Below are 18,329 nucleotides of genomic sequence, written 5' to 3'. Positions count from 1 at the left end.
TCGACTGTAGTAAAATGAACGGCATGGCATTTGCTTGTCACTTGATCACTCTCTTTTGTTCGTGATTCGATCCCGAATCAATATTGACTTAACTGATTTTAATAACGGATTTTTCTATGCTGCTCTCTTCTACCCGCCAAGACTGGTTTGGTAACGTACGTGGCGACCTGCTGGCAGGTCTGGTCGTGGCACTGGCACTGATACCGGAAGCCATCGCCTTTTCCATTATTGCCGGTGTCGACCCGCGCGTCGGGCTCTACGCTTCTTTCTGTATTGCGGTTATTATCGCGATTGTCGGTGGTCGCCCCGGCATGATTTCGGCCGCCACCGGTGCCATGGCATTACTGATGGTCACGCTGGTGCGTGAACATGGTCTGGAGTATCTATTGGCCGCCACCCTGCTGACAGGGGTGTTCCAGATTATTGCCGGTTATATCAAACTCGGCAGCCTGATGCGCTTTGTCTCACGCTCGGTAGTCACCGGCTTTGTGAACGCGCTAGCCATACTGATTTTTATGGCTCAGCTGCCCGAATTAACGGATGTCACCTGGCACGTCTATGCCATGACAGCCGGTGGTCTGGCGATTATTTACCTGTTTCCCTATGTCAACAAAACCATTCCTTCACCGCTGGTCTGCATTCTGGTACTGACAGGCATCGCGCTCTGGCTGGACCTGGATATCCGGACGGTCAGTGATATGGGTGATCTGCCCGACACGCTGCCAGTATTCCTCTGGCCGGATGTACCGCTGAACCTGGAAACCCTGTGGATTATTCTGCCCTACTCAGCAGCACTGGCCGTAGTGGGTCTGCTGGAATCGCTGATGACCGCCACCATTGTCGATGATCTGACCGACACCAAAAGCGATAAAAACCGTGAGTGCAAGGGCCAGGGCATTGCCAATATTGGTGCGGGCCTGATGGGTGGTATGGCTGGTTGTGCGATGATCGGGCAGTCTATCATCAACATCAAATCCGGCGGACGTGGTCGTCTATCTTCTCTCGCTGCCGGTGTTTTTCTTCTTCTGATGGTGGTTTTTCTCAGCGACTGGTTAGGCATGATTCCCATGGCTGCGCTGGTTGCCGTCATGATCATGGTGTCCATCGGTACCTTCAGTTGGGACTCAATCCGCAATCTCAAGCAACATCCCTTGTCGACCAATATCGTTATGGTCGCGACGGTAGTCGTGGTGGTTGCCACCCACAACCTTGCCTACGGTGTCTTTGTCGGCGTCTTGCTGGCTGCGCTGTTCTTTGCCAACAAGGTGGGTAAATTCCTGTTCATCGGCTCCGAACTGAAAGCCGAAAATTGCCGTGAATATCAGGTGGTCGGCCAGGTATTCTTCAGCTCATCTGATCAGTTCATCGACTCCTTTAACTTCAAGGAAGATCTTGATAAGGTGATCATCGATCTAAGCCGTGCACACTTCTGGGACATTACCGGCGTGGCTGCACTGGATAAGGTCGTCATCAAGTTCCGCCGCGAAGGCATCGAAGTCGAAATCGTCGGCCTCAATGAAGCCAGCGCGACCATCGTTGACCGTTTTGGTGTGCATGACAAGCCGGACGCGGTCGAAAAACTCATGGGTCACTGATAAGGAACAGAACATGAATAAAGTGATCGCCTGTATCGATACCTTCAACCACACCGCCGAGACCGTTTGTGACTTTGCGGCCTGGAGCAGTCAGCAGTTGCAAGCCCCGCTACTGCTGCTGCATGTACTGGAGAAATCTGATCAACCGGCCAAGTCCAACCTGAGCGGAAATATTGGTCTGGGTACGCGTGAGCATCTGCTGGATGAGCTGTCGCAACTGGATGAACAACGCGCCAAACTGCTCAAGGAGCAGGGCCGGGTGATGCTTAAGGAAGCCCGGAAGCGAGCTGCCGAAGATGGCATTGCCGAAGCGGAAACGCTGCAGCTGCATGGTGACCTGATTGAAAATATCACTGAGCTGGAGCAGGACATTCGCCTGCTGGTGATGGGTCGTGAGGGCAGCCAGGAGCATTCAACCGCACAAATCGGATCACATCTTGAAAGTGTGATCCGCACCCTGCACCGTCCGATGCTGATCACGGTTGGAGACTTCAAGGTTCCTGAGCGGTTCATGATCGCCTACGATGGCAGTGAAACCGCCAAAAAAGCGATCCAAATGGTTGCCAGCAGCCCGCTGCTACAAGGTATTCCCTGCACATTGCTGACCGTAGGCCCGGACACCAACAACCTGCATGAGCAGTTGAAAGAAGCCGCCGGCACACTGGAGAAAGCCGGTTTCAGCGTCACCCCGGTATTGCGCGCCGGTGATGTCGACAAGGTTATCAACCAATGTGTTGCAGAACTCGGCATCGATCTGCTGGTGATGGGCGCCTATGGGCACTCCCGTATTCGCCAGTTCCTGGTTGGCAGTACCACTACCAAGCTGCTGCAGCACAGCCGGATACCCGTCTTGTTACTGCGTTGAAAATTGCACAGGATTCTGAGCATGCTAAAGTGCATCTAAGCATCACAAGGAAAGCACAGGCATGCCCAGAAATCTACGACTGTTCCTCACCCTGATCAGTGACTCCATTCGCGTATTGATCCCGTTTATCCTGCTCGGCGCGGTATTTTTTTATATCGCCTGGCAGTTTGTTGAACCCGCACCTCCCAGTCGCTTTACGATGGCAACAGGTGGCAGTGGCGGTGCTTATGCCGAAACAGGTGAGCGTTATGCAGAATCCTTTGCCGCCAGTGGCTTCGAACTGGAGCTGCTGAATACCGCCGGCTCTGTGGAAAACTGGCAACGTCTGCTGAATGGCGATGTCGATGCGGCACTGGTCCAGAGTGGCACCCTTCCTGAAGGGGAGGCTCCGCCACTGGAGGCAGTGGTAAGTATCGCACTGGAGCCTCTGTTTGTCTTTTATCGCCCGGAACGGGTCAATCTGACGGATACCCAGGAGATCTCCAGACTGGATCAGTTGGATGGCTTACGCATTGCCATCGGCCAGGAAGGCAGCGGCACACGTCAGTTAGTGCTTACCCTGCTGGAAGCTGCCGGTCTGTTGGAGCCGGATGCTGAAGAGCGCTACTTGCACGCGATGGGCGGACAGCAGGCAGCCGAGGCACTTCTGTCGGGTGAGTTGGATGTGGCCGCATTTGTCATGGCCCCGGATGCCCCCTTAATGATGCGTTTGCTGGCTGACCCAGAGCTGCAAGTGATGAACTTTTCCCGCGCATCCGCTCTATCACGGCGCTTCCCGTTCCTGACCCAGGTGACGCTCTATGAGGGGGTCGTGGATCTGCAGCAGAACCTTCCGGCTCGTGATATTCAACTGATTGCACCGGCTACCTATATCGCCATCCGCCAGGGCGTACATCAGTCCATCGTTCAGTTACTGATTGAAGCCGCCAAGGTGGATCAGCAGCGCATCAGCCTGGTCGCAGAACGCACAGAGTTTCCATCCCTGCTCTATACCGATCTGCCAATTGCTTCCGATGCCCGTTACTTCTACGAACGCGGTCCCAATATTCTGCATCGCCACCTGCCTTTCTGGCTGGCTTCACTGATTGACCGCATGGCAATTCTGATCATCCCGCTGCTGGCAATACTGATTCCGCTAATACGCATGGCACCACCGGCTTTCCGCTGGCGGATACGCCGACGTATCTATCGCTGGTACAAACGCTTGCGGGTTATTGATGATGATCTGGCAAAAATGGACTTGCCATTGTCACTGTTGCAAAGTGATCTGGAGCTGGTGCGGAAGTTCGAGAATGAGGTTGCTGATACAGTCGTTCCACTGTCGTACATGGAAGAGTTCTACAACCTCAGGCTGCATGTCGCGTATATCCGCAATCGACTTGAAGAGCGGATCAAGGCCGCTCAGGAATGATGTGCCTGTAGTTGGGCACGCTGCTCATCCGTCAGGGGCAGAGTTTTGGCCGCAGCAAAATCATAGCGCACCATGGTCGCCTCGCCCTTGGCACCCAGGGTGCCATTCTGCCAGGCCTCCTGATGCACGCTGAATGAACTGTTACCAATACGGCTGACCGTTGTACGAATTTCGATGTCACTGCCGTAAAACAGTTCACCGACAAAATCCACCTCAATCCGTGCCAGAATAAGCTGCCACTTTTTCATATCCAGATCGGGCGTGAAAATGCGGAACAACTCGTTTCGTGCGCCTTCAAACCACTGGGGAACACGGGTGTTATTAATGTGACCCAATCCGTCTGTATCGTAAAACGCCGGTGATATCTGTTGCGTATACATGCTGCAATTCCTTGATTAGCTTGTTTTTAACCAAGGCTCAAGTATATCACGACATGCTAAAGAAACTTTAAGGCGCGCAAACAACAAATACAAACCAGCCAGCTTACGATGCAAAAACAGCGCATCCACCGGTGGTGAGTGCCAGTATCCTTCCTGCATACTCAATGCCATCCCCTGATCACGTAAGCGTCGTGCCAGGTCAGTAGCCCCGAAGTCATAGTGATCGGAGCGCAAGGGCTCCATTGCCAGCTCGAACAAGTGCAACACCGCCGCTTGCTGTGAAGGGGTAATCTGCTGGTGGAAATAACCTATCCGGGTTGCTGCCTGAAGCAGGCCGTCCTGATCCTGCTGCAAGCCGGCCCGGAACAATGCCCGGTAAGCTTCCACCAGCTCAGGACGATAGGCTCGCGTGGCACCGAAATCCAGCAGCACCAGTTGGGCTGTTTCCGGATCGTAGAGAAAATTGGCAAAATTCGGATCTGTCTGGACCCAGCCAAACTCAAACAGCTCACGAAACAGCAGCGACAGCAACAATGCTGCACAGCGATTACGCTCCTGTAGCGGCTGGTGCTGCAAACTATCAATCGGGACACCCGATTCATAGCTCATTGCCAGCAGGGTACGGCTGCTCAGTTGTGGATAGCACTCCGGCACCCGAAAACCAGGATCGTCTGCCAAGGCCTGCCGATACATCTGCAGATGTGCCGCTTCCAACTGGTAATCCGCTTCAGCATGCAACTGCTGTTTGGCTTCTTCCACCAGCGTATCGGCAATCACACCTTCCGGTAGCAAGCGTGACAACTTCAACAGTGTTATCACGTTATCCACATCGGCATCGATACTCTGGGCAACCCCCGGATACTGGATCTTGAGCGCCAGCTCACGCCCTTGCGGGTCCACGGCACGATGTACCTGACCAATTGACGCCGCCGCAATCGGGGTAAAACCAAACTGCTGAAAATTTTGCTGCCAATCCTCACCCAAAGACGCTTCCAGCACCCCCGCCAACTGCAGTATCGGCATGGGCGTGGCTCCGGCACGTAATACCGCCAGCAATTCAGCCAGCTCAGGCGGCATCAGATCCCCGGCATCCATGGAGAGCAACTGTCCCATTTTCATCGCCGCACCACGCAGGTGTGCCAGCTTTTCAGCCACACGACGGACATTACCGGGCGTCATCAGTAATTCACGGGCAGCGGGACGTTTGCCACTCGCCACCTGACGTACGCCTTCCGCGACCATACCGGAGGCAATGCGTGTCGCCAGACCGCCTAAATGCGCCATACGGGAAAAACGCCCGGCAGGAACCGGGCGCGAGGAATTGTGCTTCACTTGAATCTCCTTTTCAGCGTGATACGTCAGACTGGCTTGATCAGGTCACCGTCAGCGCAGTGGATCAGAAGATGTCCCGCGGGGTCAGTCGCTGCCCTTCGGTATCCCCTTCAGGGCGAGCCTGTATCGGCATGGCCTGCTCATCCTGACCACGCTCCAGAATAATTTCTACGCGACGGTTACGGGCACGATTGGCCTCGGAGTCATTCGGTACACGGGCACGTGAAGACGCGAAACCAGAGATGGTAAAACGGTTTTCATTAACACGCCGATCCGCGAACAGCTCATGGGCTACCGCCAGTGCACGCGCTGCCGAGAGATCCCAATTGGAGGCAAACCGGGTACCACTATAAGGGACAGAATCGGTATGACCTTCAATGGCAACAGATCCCGGGATGGTAATCAGCAGATCACGAATTTTAGCCAGCACCGGAATGTAGTCATCTTCAACATAAGCGGAACCCGGTGCAAAAGAACCCTGTTCTCTCAGACGGATAATTACCTTGGTACCTTCCGTTTCCACTTCCACAGCACCCTCGCCTATCTCGGCGGACAGCGCCATGGAAAACTGGATCGCATCCTGACGTGCCTGCTCCTCACGCTGCTGCTGTTGATGCTGGTCGACGGCTGATTCACGATCATGCACGATCGCCTCACCTTCCTGGGAGCGCACATCGAGGGTATGCAGTTCAACGGTCGTGGTCATCTGCCGCACTTCATTCAGCGGCGTGGGCTCCGGGCGTCCGGGACTGAACTCCTGAGCAATAATGGAGGTACCTTTGGGAATGTCTTCGACCTTGATCTGCGCCTGCACACCAAAGGCTTCACGCATGGAACCGGCGAGCTGCTTGAAGCGAAGCACATCCATTTCGGAGAAAGACAGCAGCAGTACAAAGAAACACATCAGCAGTGACATCAAGTCACCAAAGGTCGCCAGCAAGGCGGGCAGCCCTTTTTTGCAGGGTTTACAGTTGCACTCTTCTTCGGCACTCATAATAACTAGCCTTCAGCCCCCGCGGCCTTGGCAAAGCGCTTTTTCTCCGGCAAATAGTTACGCAGCATCTGGTCAATCACACGCGGGTTCTGGCCTGCCTGAATGGCCAGCAGACCATCAATGATCAGGGCATTATTCAGCGATTCTTCATCACGACGCAGGTTAAGCTTATCGGCAACAGGAATGGCAAACATGTTTGCCATCATCGCACCATAGAGGGTTGTCAGCAGCGCTACCGCCATGGCAGGGCCTATCGCCTTGGGATCATCCATATTGGACAGCATCGCCACCAGACCGATCAGCGTACCAATCATCCCCATCGCCGGACCCACATCACCCAGAGCGGCAAAAATACGGGCACCAAAATCATGACGGTCATAGGTCAAACGTGCTTCTTTGTTGAGTAGCTGCCTGACCACTTCCGGGTCATGGCCATCCACCAACAACTGGATACCGCGTTGCATAAAGTCGCTGGAGACCTGTTTGTCTTCAAGCGACAGCAAACCGCCCTTACGCGCCGCATCGGCCATTTCAACTGTTTCTGAAATGATGTCTTCCGGGTTGACCGATTTGTACATGAAGGCCTTGGCTGCCACTTTTCCGGCAGCCAGGAATTGGCCCAGGGTAAACTTGATTAACACGACAAAAATACTGCCGCCGATTACAATCAACAAGGAGGGAGGGTTCACGAAGATTCCGAGATCTCCACCCAGTACCATTGCCATGATGATGATTGCAAAGGCACCGATAATACCGACTATTGTTGCTATATCCACGAACAGACCTCTGAAACAGACAGGATAAGGCTTTATACCACTGCATTTAATGCAGATAATACCAGATTTATACAACTGTTCACCTGCTATTTAAGCATTTCCTGTTGCGCCGGATTGACCCGGTCCGGCAGGTTGGGTAAGTTGCAGCGTTATTTTCAATGAAGGTGAGTCGCATGTCAGACACTGAACATACCCCCAGCTTTGAGGCGTCGATGGCGCGTCTGGAAACTCTGGTCAGCGAAATGGAAAGCGGATCACTCAGCATAGAAGCCTCTTTGCAGGCCTTCGAAGAAGGCATACGCCTGACCCGGCAGTGCCAACAGATACTGGAGCAGGCCGAGCAGAAAGTGAAATTGCTTACCGAAGAAAAGGGTGAGATTCTGGCCACTCCTTTCAATGACCCCGAGGCAGACGCTTGAAACTCGAACAGCAACTCCAGCAGTATTCCGAACGGGTCCAGCAGTTACTGCAGCAGAGCCTGAGCACTCAGGACAGCCTCTACCCTGCGCTTCAGGAAGCCATGCTTTACAGCCTACTGAACGGTGGCAAACGCATTCGTCCGCTACTGGTTTACCTTGCCTGTCGTTTTTGCGGCGGTTCGCTGCCACAGGCTGATGCTCCGGCTGTCGCCATAGAAATGCTGCACAGCTACTCTCTGGTTCATGATGACCTGCCAGCGATGGATAATGATGAGCTGCGCCGTGGCAAACCCACCTGTCATATCGCCTTTGATGAAGCCACCGCGATTCTGGCGGGCGATGCCCTGCTGACCGCCGCATTCGAGCAGCTCAGCCGCCCCAGTGAGCACTACGCAGCGCCACAACAGCTGGCCATGGTACATGCGCTGAGCCGGGCCGCCGGTGAGCGTGGTATGGTACTGGGGCAAGCCTTTGACCTGAGCCATGTCGGTCAGGCACTCTCGCTGGAAGAGTTACAACAGATGCATGCACTGAAAACCGGTGCCCTGATCACCTGCGCCCTGGTGATGGGCGCGCAAGCAGCCGGACAGTTACAAGGCGAACGACTGGCAGCCTTGCAACGCTTCGGTGACCTGATCGGACTGGCTTTCCAGGTCAAGGATGATCTGCTGGATATTGAAGCCGACACTGGCACGCTGGGTAAACCCAGTGGTTCTGACCAGGCTCGCAATAAGCCCACCTACCCCTCATTGCTGGGACTGGAAGCCTGCAAGACACTGCTGGATCAGTTGTTGCAACAGGCCCGCGCAGAGCTACAGCCCTTCGGCACCGAAGCGGATGACCTGCTGGCTCTGGCTGAATATATTGTGCGACGCCAATACTGATGCTGGACTCACTGCCGCAACACCCGCCCATCACGCCACTGCTGGACAGAATTGAATCGCCTGCCGATCTGCGTCGTCTGTCTCCCGAGCAACTGCCTGTACTGGCAGAAGAGCTGCGTCACTGGCTGCTCTACACTGTCGGACAAACCGGAGGACATTTTGGTGCCGGGCTGGGTGTGGTTGAACTGACTCTTGCCCTGCATTATTGCCTCGACACCCCCACCGATCATTTGATCTGGGATGTTGGCCACCAGTGTTATCCACACAAGATTCTTACCGGACGCAAGGCCCGCATGCTGACCATGCGCCAACAACACGGCCTGGCGCCCTTCCCGAAACGGGATGAAAGCCCCTGGGATGTTTTTGGTACCGGACACTCCAGCACCTCGATCAGTGCCGCGCTGGGGCTGGCACTGGCGGCACGGCTGCAAGGTGAATCGCGTCGCAGTGTAGCCGTGATTGGCGATGGTGCCATGACAGCCGGTATGGCCTTTGAAGCACTCAACCATGCGGCACATACCGGTGCTGATCTGCTGGTGATCCTGAACGACAATGACATGTCCATTTCGCGCAATGAAGGCGGGCTGGCCACCTATCTGGCCAACAAGCTGCGCAACCGTCTCAGCGGTGACACCACGGCAGCCCTGTTCGAATCCCTGGCATTTAACTATACCGGTCCGGTCGATGGCCATGATTTACCACACCTGCTGCAAACCCTGACCCAGGTGTTACAGCAGCCGGGGCCACAATTTCTGCATGTCATTACCTGCAAGGGAAAGGGCTATGCACCGGCAGAAGCCGATCCGGTCGGCTTTCATGCCATCACCAAGATGGAGCCGCAGCAAAACACGCCCAGTCTGAAACGGCAAAAATTCTGTAATGTATTTGGTGAGTGGCTGGTATCACGTGCTGCCACTGATCCGCGCCTCTGCGCGATCACTCCAGCGATGCGCGAAGGCTCTGATCTGATCGCTTTCTCGGAGCAGTATCCTGATCGCTACTTTGATGTTGCCATTGCCGAGCAACACGCACTCACCCTGGCCGCAGGCCTGGCAGCTGGTGGCATGCAGCCGGTCGTTGCGATCTATTCCACTTTTTTGCAACGCGGCTATGATCAGTTGATTCATGATTTGGCCATTCAGCAACTGGATCTGGTGCTGGCCATTGATCGTGCGGGTCTGGTAGGTGAAGATGGCGCGACCCATGCCGGATGCTTTGATATCGCTTTTCTGCGTTGCCTGCCCGATGTACAGATTCTGACACCCTCCAGCCATACCGAGCTGACCCGCATGCTCGATTATGCGCATCAGACACCCGGTATTGTGGCTGTCCGCTATCCGCGAGGCAGTGAGGCGAAGGACTTACCGGATTTGAATCAGCCACCCGCCTTGCCTGCCGCACATCTGTTGCGCCAGGGTGGTGAGCACCTGCTACTGAACTTCGGCCCATTACTGGATCAGGCCTGGCAAGTTGCCGAACGCCTGAACCTGTCACTGGTGGACATGCGCAGCGTCAAGCCACTGGACACAGGGTTACTCACAGGTCTGGTAAAACAGCATCGATTGATCGTGACACTGGAAGATCATGCGATTCAGGGAGGCGCAGGCTCTGCTGTCGGTGAATGGCTACATGCTGAGGGATTCAGCAACCCTCTGCTGACACTGGGCATCCCCGATGTGTGGATAGATCACGCCAGCCGTGAACAACAACTGCAAAGCTGCGGTCTGGACAGCCAGAGCATCGAAGCCTCAATACATCGCTGGATCCGCGATCACTCCTGATCGCGGAAATGCTCATCCTGCATCATGTGGCCCAGCTTGCCCATTTTGGTTTGCAGGTAGCCTTCATTATGCCGGTTTTTACCGACCTGAAGCGGCACACGCTCAGCGACAGTCACGCCCGCCGCCTCCAGTGCTTTGACTTTGCGCGGGTTATTGGTCATCAGTCTGACCGACTGGATACCCAGATGCTTGAGCATCGGCAGACACAGGCTGTAATCCCGCATATCGGCTGCAAACCCGAGCTGTTCATTGGCTTCAACCGTATCGGCACCCTGGTCCTGAAGATGGTATGCCTTGATCTTGTTCAGCAAACCGATACCACGCCCTTCCTGACGCAGATACAGCAGCACGCCGCGTCCTTCTTCAGAAATACGACGCAAGGCTTCCTGTAGCTGAAAGCCACAATCACAGCGCAGACTGAACAGTGAGTCGCCTGTCAGACACTCAGAATGCATCCGCGCCAGCACCGGTGCATCACCGCTGACATCTCCACACACCAATGCAACATGCTCTTTACCTGTGACGGTATCTTCGAAACCGACCATGGTAAACACACCCCAAGGGGTAGGCAGCCTGGATTGCGCAACATACTCAACAGACAAGATCAGTACCCGTTAATTAAAGATAAAAAGTAAACACTGGAGTACCACCAATGCATAAACACCGGCAATCACATCATCCAGCATAATGCCCAGCCCGCCACTTACACGACGGTCGGCCCAGCCTATCGGCCAGGGTTTCCAGATATCAAACAGACGGAACAAGGCAAAACCCAGCAGTATCCAGAACCAGTGCATCGGCACCGCAAACAGCGCGATCCAGAGTCCGACAAACTCATCCCAGACGATCCCGCCATGATCATGTACGCCGATATCTTCCGAAGTCTGATGACACAGCCAGACGCCGATAATAAAGCTCACCAGCAGCGTCAACAGATAGGCATCGGTCGATAAAGGAGCAAAAATAAACAGCCACAGAGGCAAGGCGGCCAGTGTCCCGAAGGTACCCGGGGCAACAGGTGCGGCGCCACTGCCAAAGCCAAACGCGGCAAAGTGAACCGGGTTATACCAGACTGATGCAGGTGTTTTATCGGCCATGCTGACTCCTGAAATGATCATAACCTGAAGCAATGGAAGGCAAGGTGATGGGCTGCCCTTCACGCAGCAGACAGAGTGTGGGCGCGCTCAGAATGCGTCCGACCGGGGTCAAGGGAACATCCAGCGCGGTCGCAATCTGACGCGCGGCTTCCCAGTGCTGCTCAGGAAGAGTCAAACAGAGTTCAAAGTCCTCTCCCCCGGTCAGCGCCCAGTGTTCACGTGTCTCGACATCCGGTGTAAAGTCCAACAGTGCCTGCGACAGTGGCAAGGCCGTCACTTCCAGTTCGGCACCGCACTGACTGGCTTGCAGAATATGTCCAAGGTCAGCCAGCAGGCCATCCGAAATATCTACGGCACTATGCGCCAGTGATGCCAGACGCTCTGCCAGTTGCAAGCGCGGTTCCGGTCGGTAAAAACGCTCACGCAGCCAGTCCAGACTGGCACGTTCAGCGGTCTGCGGATGCAGTAGACTCTCCAGACCGGCCCGGCTGTCTCCCAGCGTGCCGCTGACCAGAATCAGGTCACCGGCACGGGCACCACTGCGACGCAGTGCATGACCTGGCCGGACAGCCCCATGCACAGTCAAAGACAGCGACAAAGGCCCACGGGTGGTATCACCGCCCACCAGAATAATACCCAGTTCAGCTGAACGCTGTGCCAGAGCAGACGCAAAACGCTCCAGCCAGCCCTCAGACACTTCCGGCAAGGTCAGCGCCAGGGTATACCAGAGTGGCCGGGCACCCATCGCAGCCAGATCACTGACAGCAGCACCCAGTGCCCGTTGCGCCACGCGTTCGGCGGGCGCATCCGGCAGGAAGTGAACGCCCGATACCAGCGTATCAACTGATACTACCAGCTGTTCATCAGCTGGCAGTTGCAGCAGTGCGGCATCATCCCCTATTCCCAGCAGTACACTGCTGGAAGTCGGTTGCTTGCGCGCAAAGTAACGCCGGATCAGTTCAAACTCGCCCATCAGCGCTCACGTCGGGCCATCACTTCCGCAGCGCGCACTTTCTGTGCCAGCTTGTCCAGCACGCCGTTTACATAACGGTGGCTTTCTGTCGCACCAAAGGTTTTGGCCAGTTCGACACTCTCATTGATCGCCACGCGATACGGTACTTCCAGCCGTTCGATCAGCTCATAGGCGCCGATACGCAGGACCGCCAGCTCAACCGGATCAAGATCGTCTACCGAGCGATCCAGAAACAGCGAGTAGGCCTGATCCAGCGTTTTGGCACGTGCCGTGACACCCCGCAGCAACTCACCAAACAAGGCTACATCGGTATCGGACATATCATTGTTGACGCGAAACTGCGCTTCAATTTCATTCACAGGCTGAGAGGCCATCTGCCACTGATACAACGCCTGTAACGTGTAGTTACGTGCGTTGCGACGCATTTCAGTGCGGGACAGTTTACGTTTTTTATCGGAACCGGATGACTCACTCATTCCATCAGGCCTCAAGGCGACGCATCAGGCTGACCATTTCCAACGCTGACAGGGCTGCTTCAGCACCCTTGTTGCCCGCTTTGGTACCGGAGCGCTCGACAGCCTGCTCGATGCTGTTGACTGTGAGAATGCCGTTGGCTACAGGCAGATCATAGTCCATCATCACCTGTGCGATGCCCTTGGAGCTTTCAGCCGATACATATTCAAAATGCGGTGTACCGCCACGAATCACGGCACCCAGTGCAATGATGGCGTCATCCTGCTTCTGTCCAGCCACTTTCTTCACCGCCAGCGGAATCTCGAATGCACCCGGAACACGGATGATACGAATATTTTCTTCACTGACACCGTGACGTTTCAGCGTGTCCAGCGCACCTTCCAGCAGACTTTCCACAACAAAGGCGTTGAAGCGGCCTACCACAATTGCATACTTTCCATCGGCGCTGACAAAGTCGCCTTCATAGGTTTTAACTGACATAGATAAGATTTCCGTTATTCGTCCTGGTAGGGAATGTATTCTTCAATCTCCAGATCAAATCCGGAAATCGCATTAAATTTCATCGGTGCACTCATCAGGCGCATTTTACCTACGCCCAGATCTCGCAGAATTTGCGAACCTGTACCGACGGTCAAATAGGCACCTGATGCACTGACGTTGACCTTGGAGCGTGCCAGACTGCCATTCAGCATCTGATCGACGGCATCGCCCAGATCAATACGGTGACCGCTGTCGAGCAACAGCACCACCCCGTTTTCTTCTTCAGCCACCCGGCGCAATGCGCGTCGCATGGTCCATTTTTTCTCTTCACTGGTGACTGCGCCAACAACATCACGCAACACCTCTGAACGGATATGTACCCGCACCAGCGTGGCGATATCAGCCTGAATATCACCTTTCACCATCGCCAGATGGGTACAGTTCTTAATCTCGTCCCGATAGGTAATATAGCGGAAAGTGCCATATTCTGTAGGCAGCTCCCCTTCACTTTCACGCACAATTGTGTGCTCGTTCAGGGTACGGTAGTGAATCAGGTCGGCAATGGTGCCGATCTTCAGGCCATGGCGAGCCGCAAACTTTTCCAGATCCGGACGACGCGCCATGCTGCCATCATCGTTCATCACTTCGACAATCACCGACGCAGGCGTCAGCCCTGCCAGTCGTGGCAGATCACAACCCGCTTCAGTGTGTCCGGCACGGCTGAGTACGCCACCCGGCTGTGCCATCAGCGGGAAAATATGTCCTGGCTGCACGATATCTTCGGGCCGTGCATCCGGCTTCACCGCCATCTGAACAGTATGCGCACGGTCGGCAGCAGAAATACCGGTCGTCACGCCGGTGGCCGCTTCTATCGACAGGGTAAAGTTGGTCGAGAACTGCGCGCCATTGCTTCTCACCATCAACGGCAGATTAAGCTGCTCACAGCGCTCCCGCGTCAGCGTCAGGCAGATGAGTCCGCGAGCGTGGGTCGCCATGAAGTTGATATCTTCAGGGCGTACCTTCTCTGCCGCAATCACCAGGTCACCTTCGTTTTCACGATCCTCGTCATCCATCAGGATGACCATTTTACCTTGGCGTATATCTTCAATCAGTTCTTCGGGGCTGTTCAGCTCCATGGTGTACTCTCCGGATACTTATCGGCGGCGGGTAAAGCCGTATTCTGCCAGTTTTTCCAGGCTGATACCTGTAGATTCAGCGCTACTCGAATGTCCGGCAGCGCCCCCCTGAAGCAATCGCTCCAGATAACGGGCAATCAGATCCACTTCCAGGTGCACCTGACGACCACTTTGATAGTGGTCCATAATGGTTTCCTGGGCTGTGTGAGGCACTATATTCAATTCAAAATGATCGCCCTGGACGGCATTCACCGTCAAGCTGACACCATCCACTGTAATCGAACCCTTATGGGCAATATAGCGGCTCAGCTCGGCAGGCGCCTTGAGGGTAAAACGGATTGACCGGGCATCATCATGACGCTCAACCACTTCACCCAGACCATCGACATGGCCGCTGACCAGATGTCCACCCAGACGACTGGTCGGCATCAGGGCTTTTTCCAGATTCACCGGTTCACCCACTTTGAGGTTTTCAAAACGGGTATGCGCCAGTGTTTCGCGTGACACATCCGCAACAAAGCCGTCACCCGGCAATACCACAGCGGTCAGACAGACGCCATTGACCGCAATACTGTCGCCCAGTTTTACATCACTCAGATCGAGCTTGCCGGTACGCAAAGTCAGCTGCATATCGCCATCTTTCATGCGAATATCCGCGACTTCTCCGACCGCCTCAATAATACCTGTAAACATCTCAACACTCCGTTAGCGGCTTGTATGTCAAACGCAAATCATCGCCAAAATGGCGCACATCTGTGAGTTGCAGGCGTTGCTGCTGTGCCATCTGCGTCAGCGGCAGCTCCAGCAAGGGACGTGCATCACTGCCCAACAGAGTGGGGGCCATATAGACAACCAGCTCATCAACCAGACCCTGAGCCATAAAACTGCCAGCCAGCGTCGCACCGGTCTCCACCAGGACTTCATTAGACTGGCAGGACTGCGCCAGATGCTGCAGTACTGGCGCCAGCGGTATGCGCCCCTGATCATCCAGTGGCAATGCCAGCCAGTCGACACTGCCTGATGCCAGTTCGGCTAGCTGAGCAGGTGCGACCTGATCCGATGTCACCAGCAATACCTTGCCAGGCACCTGCAGCACACGCGCAGAAGGCGAAAGGCGCAGGTGTGAATCCAGCACCACCCGCAAAGGCTGTAATGCTGTACCCTCAGACAGCAGATCCGGATCACGTACAGTGAGCTGGGGATCATCCAGACACACAGAATCGATTCCGGTAATGATCGCGGAGCTGCGCGCCCGTAAGCGCTGCACATCTGCGCGCGCAGCACTGCCGGTAATCCATTGGGATTCACCACTGCGCATGGCTGTGCGACCATCCAGGCTCATCGCCAGTTTGAGGCGCACAAAGGGGCGTCCAACACGCATACGCTGGATAAAACCAGGGTTCAATGCAGTTGCCTGGGCTTCCAGAACACCACACTCAACAGCAATACCTGCCTGCTGCAGACGCTCCAGCCCCTGACCTGCGACCAGTGGATTGGGATCCTGCATGGCAACGACTACCCGGCTGACACCCGCTGCAATCAGCGCATCGGCACAGGGTGGCGTGCGCCCGAAATGACTGCAGGGTTCCAGTGTCACATAGGCTGTGGCACCCTGGGCGCGGGCACCTGCCTGACACAAAGCCAGCGGTTCGGCGTGCGGTTCACCGGCACGCTGATGCCAGGCTTCACCCACAATGTCGCCATCACGCACCAGGACACAGCCGACCCTCGGGTTTGGGTCAGTGGTGTACAGGCCTCGTGCTGCCAATTGCAATGCACGCGCCATAAAACGATGGTCGTCAGCACTGAAACTCATTCAGACGCCTCGGACGGCACCTTATGGGAAGCCAGTCGGTCAATTTCCTGACGAAATTCGTGAATATCCTGAAAACTGCGATACACCGATGCAAAACGGACATAGGCAACCTGATCCAGCTTATGCAGCTCCTGCATCACCGCCTCACCCACTTCACGGGATGGCAGTTCGCGCTCACCTGTCGCACGCAGGCGGTGTTTGATACGGGTCAGGCAGGCTTCAAACTCTTCCACGCTGACCGGACGCTTTTCCAGCGCTCGCTGGATACCGGCACGCAGTTTGTCTTCATCGAAAGGTTGACGGGTACCATCATTCTTCACCACTTTGGGCATTAACAGCTCAGCGGCTTCGAAGGTGGTAAAACGCTCATGGCAACTAATACATTCACGACGCCGACGTATCTGCTGACCCTCAGCGACGAGCCTGGAGTCAACAACCTTGGTTTCATGTTCGCCACAAAATGGACAATGCATTGGCTGCCTCGGTTCTAAAGAGCGTTGTCGCGGCACCGGAATCGGTGCCGCATGTGAGTTATGACTTATACACAGGGAAACGTGCACAGATGGCTTTCACCTGAGCCTTGACCTGCTGGATTGTGTCTTCATTCTGGATATCGTCAAGAATATCACAAATCCAGCCCGCCAGCTGCTCCACTTCAGCTTCCTTGAAGCCGCGACGTGTCACCGCAGGCGTACCAATACGCAGACCGGAAGTGACAAAGGGCGAACGTGGATCATTCGGCACAGAGTTCTTGTTCACGGTGATGTTGGCACGGCCCAAGGCCGCATCTGCATCCTTACCGGTGATATCCTTTTTGATCAGGTCTACAAGGAACAGGTGATCTTCGGTTCCACCGGAAACGATATCAATACCGCGTGACAGGAACACCTTCACCATCGCCTGGGCATTCTTGACAACCTGCGCCTGGTAAGCCTGCCATTCAGGCTCCATCGCTTCTTTGAAGCAGACCGCCTTGGCGGCAATCACGTGCATCAAAGGCCCACCCTGGGATTCAGGGAATACGGCAAAGTTCAGTTTCTTCTGCAGTTCTTCATCTGCGCGCGCAGACAGGATCAGACCGCCACGCGGGCCACCCAGTGTTTTATGGGTTGTCGTGGTGACCACATCCGCCAGCTGCACGGGTGAAGGATAAACGCCAGCCGCAACCAGGCCAGCGATATGAGCCATATCGACAAACAGGTAAGCACCCACTTTGTCTGCAATATCACGGAAGCGCTGCCAGTCAACAATACGTGAATAGGCAGAGAAACCGGCAATAATCATGCGCGGCTTGTGTTCCAGCGCCAGCGTTTCAACCTGGTCGTAATCAATTTCACCAGTCTGCTCGTTCAAGCCATACTGCACAGCGTTATAGATGCGGCCAGAGAAAGAAACTGCCGAACCATGCGTCAGGTGACCACCGTGGGCCAGACTCATACCAAGAACCGTATCACCCGGCTGGCACAGCGCCATAAAGACAGCGGCATTAGCCTGCGAACCGGAGTGTGGCTGTACGTTGGCATAGGTAGCACCAAACAGTGCCTTGGCACGCTCTATCGCCAGATCTTCAACAACGTCAACATACTCACAACCGCCGTAGTAGCGCTTGCCGGGATAGCCTTCAGCATACTTGTTGGTCAGCTCAGAACCCTGGGCCTGCATGACGCGAGGGCTGGTGTAATTCTCAGATGCGATCAGTTCAATATGCTCTTCCTGACGCGTGGCTTCAGACTGCATCGCAGACCAGAGTTCCGGATCATAACCGGCAATTGTCATCGTTTTGCTGAACATGGCTTTCCTCTATTTGTTGACCGGAGCGGGCGCTGTTTTCCGGATAACCTGAAAAAAAGGAGCACATTATAGTACAAAGCCCGGGCAGAAGGCACATGAAAGGCGATCATGCCCAAGTGAAAATA

20 protein-coding genes are annotated in these 18,329 nt (G+C 55.0%); 6 read left to right on the top strand and 14 right to left on the bottom strand.

Features of this window, described 5'->3' with window-relative positions:
- Positions 1-116 precede the first annotated feature (116 nt).
- From ADINL_RS08860 to ADINL_RS08850, 3 genes are all read left to right on the top strand, one after another.
- Positions 117-1,595 (top strand): SulP family inorganic anion transporter, encoded by a 1,479-nt coding sequence (locus ADINL_RS08860; protein WP_420835595.1) that lies wholly within the window; start codon positions 117-119, stop codon positions 1,593-1,595.
- A 13-nt stretch (positions 1,596-1,608) separates the two neighbouring features.
- Positions 1,609-2,460 (top strand): universal stress protein, encoded by an 852-nt coding sequence (locus tag ADINL_RS08855; RefSeq protein WP_036546654.1) that lies wholly within the window; start codon positions 1,609-1,611, stop codon positions 2,458-2,460.
- 61 nt (positions 2,461-2,521) lie between these two features.
- Complete coding sequence (locus ADINL_RS08850) at positions 2,522-3,871, top strand: TAXI family TRAP transporter solute-binding subunit (RefSeq protein ID WP_051632678.1); 1,350 nt, start codon at positions 2,522-2,524, stop codon at positions 3,869-3,871.
- On the opposite strand, the gene ADINL_RS08845 is transcribed toward ADINL_RS08850, so the two are convergent.
- The 4 genes from ADINL_RS08845 to pomA all read right to left on the bottom strand — a co-directional run bounded on the left by ADINL_RS08845 (position 3,862) and on the right by pomA (position 7,353).
- Positions 3,862-4,251: an acyl-CoA thioesterase gene (locus ADINL_RS08845; RefSeq protein WP_036546651.1), complete on the bottom strand. Its 390-nt coding sequence runs from the start codon at positions 4,249-4,251 to the stop codon at positions 3,862-3,864. The two genes, ADINL_RS08850 and ADINL_RS08845, sit on opposite strands and share 10 nt — an antisense overlap.
- Before the next feature lie 15 nt (positions 4,252-4,266).
- A complete protein-coding gene (locus ADINL_RS08840; RefSeq protein WP_239644361.1) occupies positions 4,267-5,583 on the bottom strand; it encodes an ABC1 kinase family protein in 1,317 nt (438 codons plus the stop codon).
- A gap of 64 nt (positions 5,584-5,647) precedes the next feature.
- Positions 5,648-6,577 (bottom strand): flagellar motor protein MotB, encoded by a 930-nt coding sequence (locus ADINL_RS08835; protein WP_036546645.1) that lies wholly within the window; start codon positions 6,575-6,577, stop codon positions 5,648-5,650.
- A gap of 5 nt (positions 6,578-6,582) precedes the next feature.
- Positions 6,583-7,353, bottom strand: a complete 771-nt coding sequence (pomA, locus tag ADINL_RS08830; RefSeq protein ID WP_036546811.1) for a flagellar motor protein PomA — start codon at positions 7,351-7,353, stop codon at positions 6,583-6,585.
- 173 nt (positions 7,354-7,526) lie between these two features.
- Between pomA and ADINL_RS08825 the strand changes: the two genes are divergently transcribed.
- The 3 genes from ADINL_RS08825 to ADINL_RS08815 are packed head-to-tail and all read left to right on the top strand — an operon-like array spanning position 7,527 to position 10,437.
- Positions 7,527-7,772, top strand: coding sequence for an exodeoxyribonuclease VII small subunit (locus tag ADINL_RS08825; protein WP_036546643.1), 246 nt, complete (start codon positions 7,527-7,529; stop codon positions 7,770-7,772).
- Positions 7,769-8,656: a polyprenyl synthetase family protein gene (locus tag ADINL_RS08820; RefSeq protein ID WP_036546638.1), complete on the top strand. Its 888-nt coding sequence runs from the start codon at positions 7,769-7,771 to the stop codon at positions 8,654-8,656. Before ADINL_RS08825 ends, ADINL_RS08820 begins: the two co-directional genes overlap by 4 nt.
- Positions 8,656-10,437 (top strand): 1-deoxy-D-xylulose-5-phosphate synthase, encoded by a 1,782-nt coding sequence (locus ADINL_RS08815; RefSeq protein WP_036546635.1) that lies wholly within the window; start codon positions 8,656-8,658, stop codon positions 10,435-10,437. Before ADINL_RS08820 ends, ADINL_RS08815 begins: the two co-directional genes overlap by 1 nt.
- Here the strand turns inward: ADINL_RS08815 and ribA are convergent.
- From ribA to glyA, 10 genes are read right to left on the bottom strand one after another with little or no spacing between them, the layout of a single operon-like run.
- Positions 10,428-11,039, bottom strand: a complete 612-nt coding sequence (ribA, locus tag ADINL_RS08810) for a GTP cyclohydrolase II (RefSeq protein WP_036546633.1) — start codon at positions 11,037-11,039, stop codon at positions 10,428-10,430. The genes ADINL_RS08815 and ribA overlap by 10 nt on opposite strands.
- A gap of 12 nt (positions 11,040-11,051) precedes the next feature.
- Positions 11,052-11,534, bottom strand: a complete 483-nt coding sequence (locus ADINL_RS08805; protein ID WP_036546630.1) for a phosphatidylglycerophosphatase A family protein — start codon at positions 11,532-11,534, stop codon at positions 11,052-11,054.
- Positions 11,524-12,507, bottom strand: a complete 984-nt coding sequence (gene thiL / locus ADINL_RS08800) for a thiamine-phosphate kinase (RefSeq protein WP_036546628.1) — start codon at positions 12,505-12,507, stop codon at positions 11,524-11,526. The genes ADINL_RS08805 and thiL overlap by 11 nt, the downstream gene beginning before the upstream one ends.
- Positions 12,507-12,983, bottom strand: a complete 477-nt coding sequence (gene nusB / locus ADINL_RS08795; protein ID WP_036546626.1) for a transcription antitermination factor NusB — start codon at positions 12,981-12,983, stop codon at positions 12,507-12,509. Before nusB ends, thiL begins: the two co-directional genes overlap by 1 nt.
- Before the next feature lie 4 nt (positions 12,984-12,987).
- Positions 12,988-13,461, bottom strand: a complete 474-nt coding sequence (gene ribH / locus ADINL_RS08790) for a 6,7-dimethyl-8-ribityllumazine synthase (protein WP_036546623.1) — start codon at positions 13,459-13,461, stop codon at positions 12,988-12,990.
- A gap of 14 nt (positions 13,462-13,475) precedes the next feature.
- Positions 13,476-14,597 carry a bifunctional 3,4-dihydroxy-2-butanone-4-phosphate synthase/GTP cyclohydrolase II gene (gene ribBA, locus ADINL_RS08785; protein WP_036546621.1) on the bottom strand — a complete coding sequence of 374 codons (1,122 nt, stop codon included), beginning with the start codon at positions 14,595-14,597 and terminating at the stop codon, positions 13,476-13,478.
- A gap of 18 nt (positions 14,598-14,615) precedes the next feature.
- The gene (locus ADINL_RS08780) at positions 14,616-15,290 is read right to left on the bottom strand and encodes a riboflavin synthase (protein WP_036546618.1); all 675 of its coding nucleotides are present in this window, start codon (positions 15,288-15,290) and stop codon (positions 14,616-14,618) included.
- A 1-nt stretch (position 15,291) separates the two neighbouring features.
- The gene (ribD, locus tag ADINL_RS08775; protein WP_036546616.1) at positions 15,292-16,413 is read right to left on the bottom strand and encodes a bifunctional diaminohydroxyphosphoribosylaminopyrimidine deaminase/5-amino-6-(5-phosphoribosylamino)uracil reductase RibD; all 1,122 of its coding nucleotides are present in this window, start codon (positions 16,411-16,413) and stop codon (positions 15,292-15,294) included.
- The gene (gene nrdR / locus ADINL_RS08770; protein ID WP_036546613.1) at positions 16,410-16,886 is read right to left on the bottom strand and encodes a transcriptional regulator NrdR; all 477 of its coding nucleotides are present in this window, start codon (positions 16,884-16,886) and stop codon (positions 16,410-16,412) included. Before nrdR ends, ribD begins: the two co-directional genes overlap by 4 nt.
- 58 nt (positions 16,887-16,944) lie before the next feature.
- Positions 16,945-18,204, bottom strand: coding sequence for a serine hydroxymethyltransferase (gene glyA / locus ADINL_RS08765; protein ID WP_036546609.1), 1,260 nt, complete (start codon positions 18,202-18,204; stop codon positions 16,945-16,947).
- Positions 18,205-18,329: the final 125 nt, after the last annotated feature.

The sequence above is a fragment of the Nitrincola lacisaponensis genome, from assembly GCF_000691225.1.
GTDB classification, from domain to species: domain Bacteria; phylum Pseudomonadota; class Gammaproteobacteria; order Pseudomonadales; family Balneatricaceae; genus Nitrincola; species Nitrincola lacisaponensis.
The sequence above is the reverse complement of the archived record's forward strand: the minus strand, read 5'-3'. Positions and strand labels throughout refer to the sequence as shown.

Excerpts from the sequence above, each read along its gene's own strand:
- nrdR (WP_036546613.1), bottom strand. The coding sequence starts at position 16,886 with ATGCATTGTCCATTTTGTGGCGAACATGAAACCAAGGTTGTTGACTCC.
- thiL (WP_036546628.1), bottom strand. The coding sequence starts at position 12,507 with ATGGGCGAGTTTGAACTGATCCGGCGTTACTTTGCGCGCAAGCAACCG.
- ADINL_RS08855 (WP_036546654.1), top strand. The coding sequence starts at position 1,609 with ATGAATAAAGTGATCGCCTGTATCGATACCTTCAACCACACCGCCGAG.
- ADINL_RS08860 (WP_420835595.1), top strand. The coding sequence starts at position 117 with ATGCTGCTCTCTTCTACCCGCCAAGACTGGTTTGGTAACGTACGTGGC.
- ribBA (WP_036546621.1), bottom strand. The coding sequence starts at position 14,597 with ATGGAGCTGAACAGCCCCGAAGAACTGATTGAAGATATACGCCAAGGT.
- ADINL_RS08815 (WP_036546635.1), top strand. The coding sequence starts at position 8,656 with ATGCTGGACTCACTGCCGCAACACCCGCCCATCACGCCACTGCTGGAC.
- ADINL_RS08835 (WP_036546645.1), bottom strand. The coding sequence starts at position 6,577 with ATGAGTGCCGAAGAAGAGTGCAACTGTAAACCCTGCAAAAAAGGGCTG.
- glyA (WP_036546609.1), bottom strand. The coding sequence starts at position 18,204 with ATGTTCAGCAAAACGATGACAATTGCCGGTTATGATCCGGAACTCTGG.
- ribD (WP_036546616.1), bottom strand. The coding sequence starts at position 16,413 with ATGAGTTTCAGTGCTGACGACCATCGTTTTATGGCGCGTGCATTGCAA.
- nusB (WP_036546626.1), bottom strand. The coding sequence starts at position 12,983 with ATGAGTGAGTCATCCGGTTCCGATAAAAAACGTAAACTGTCCCGCACT.
- ribH (WP_036546623.1), bottom strand. The coding sequence starts at position 13,461 with ATGTCAGTTAAAACCTATGAAGGCGACTTTGTCAGCGCCGATGGAAAG.
- ADINL_RS08845 (WP_036546651.1), bottom strand. The coding sequence starts at position 4,251 with ATGTATACGCAACAGATATCACCGGCGTTTTACGATACAGACGGATTG.
- ADINL_RS08850 (WP_051632678.1), top strand. The coding sequence starts at position 2,522 with ATGCCCAGAAATCTACGACTGTTCCTCACCCTGATCAGTGACTCCATT.
- ADINL_RS08825 (WP_036546643.1), top strand. The coding sequence starts at position 7,527 with ATGTCAGACACTGAACATACCCCCAGCTTTGAGGCGTCGATGGCGCGT.
- ADINL_RS08780 (WP_036546618.1), bottom strand. The coding sequence starts at position 15,290 with ATGTTTACAGGTATTATTGAGGCGGTCGGAGAAGTCGCGGATATTCGC.
- ADINL_RS08805 (WP_036546630.1), bottom strand. The coding sequence starts at position 11,534 with ATGGCCGATAAAACACCTGCATCAGTCTGGTATAACCCGGTTCACTTT.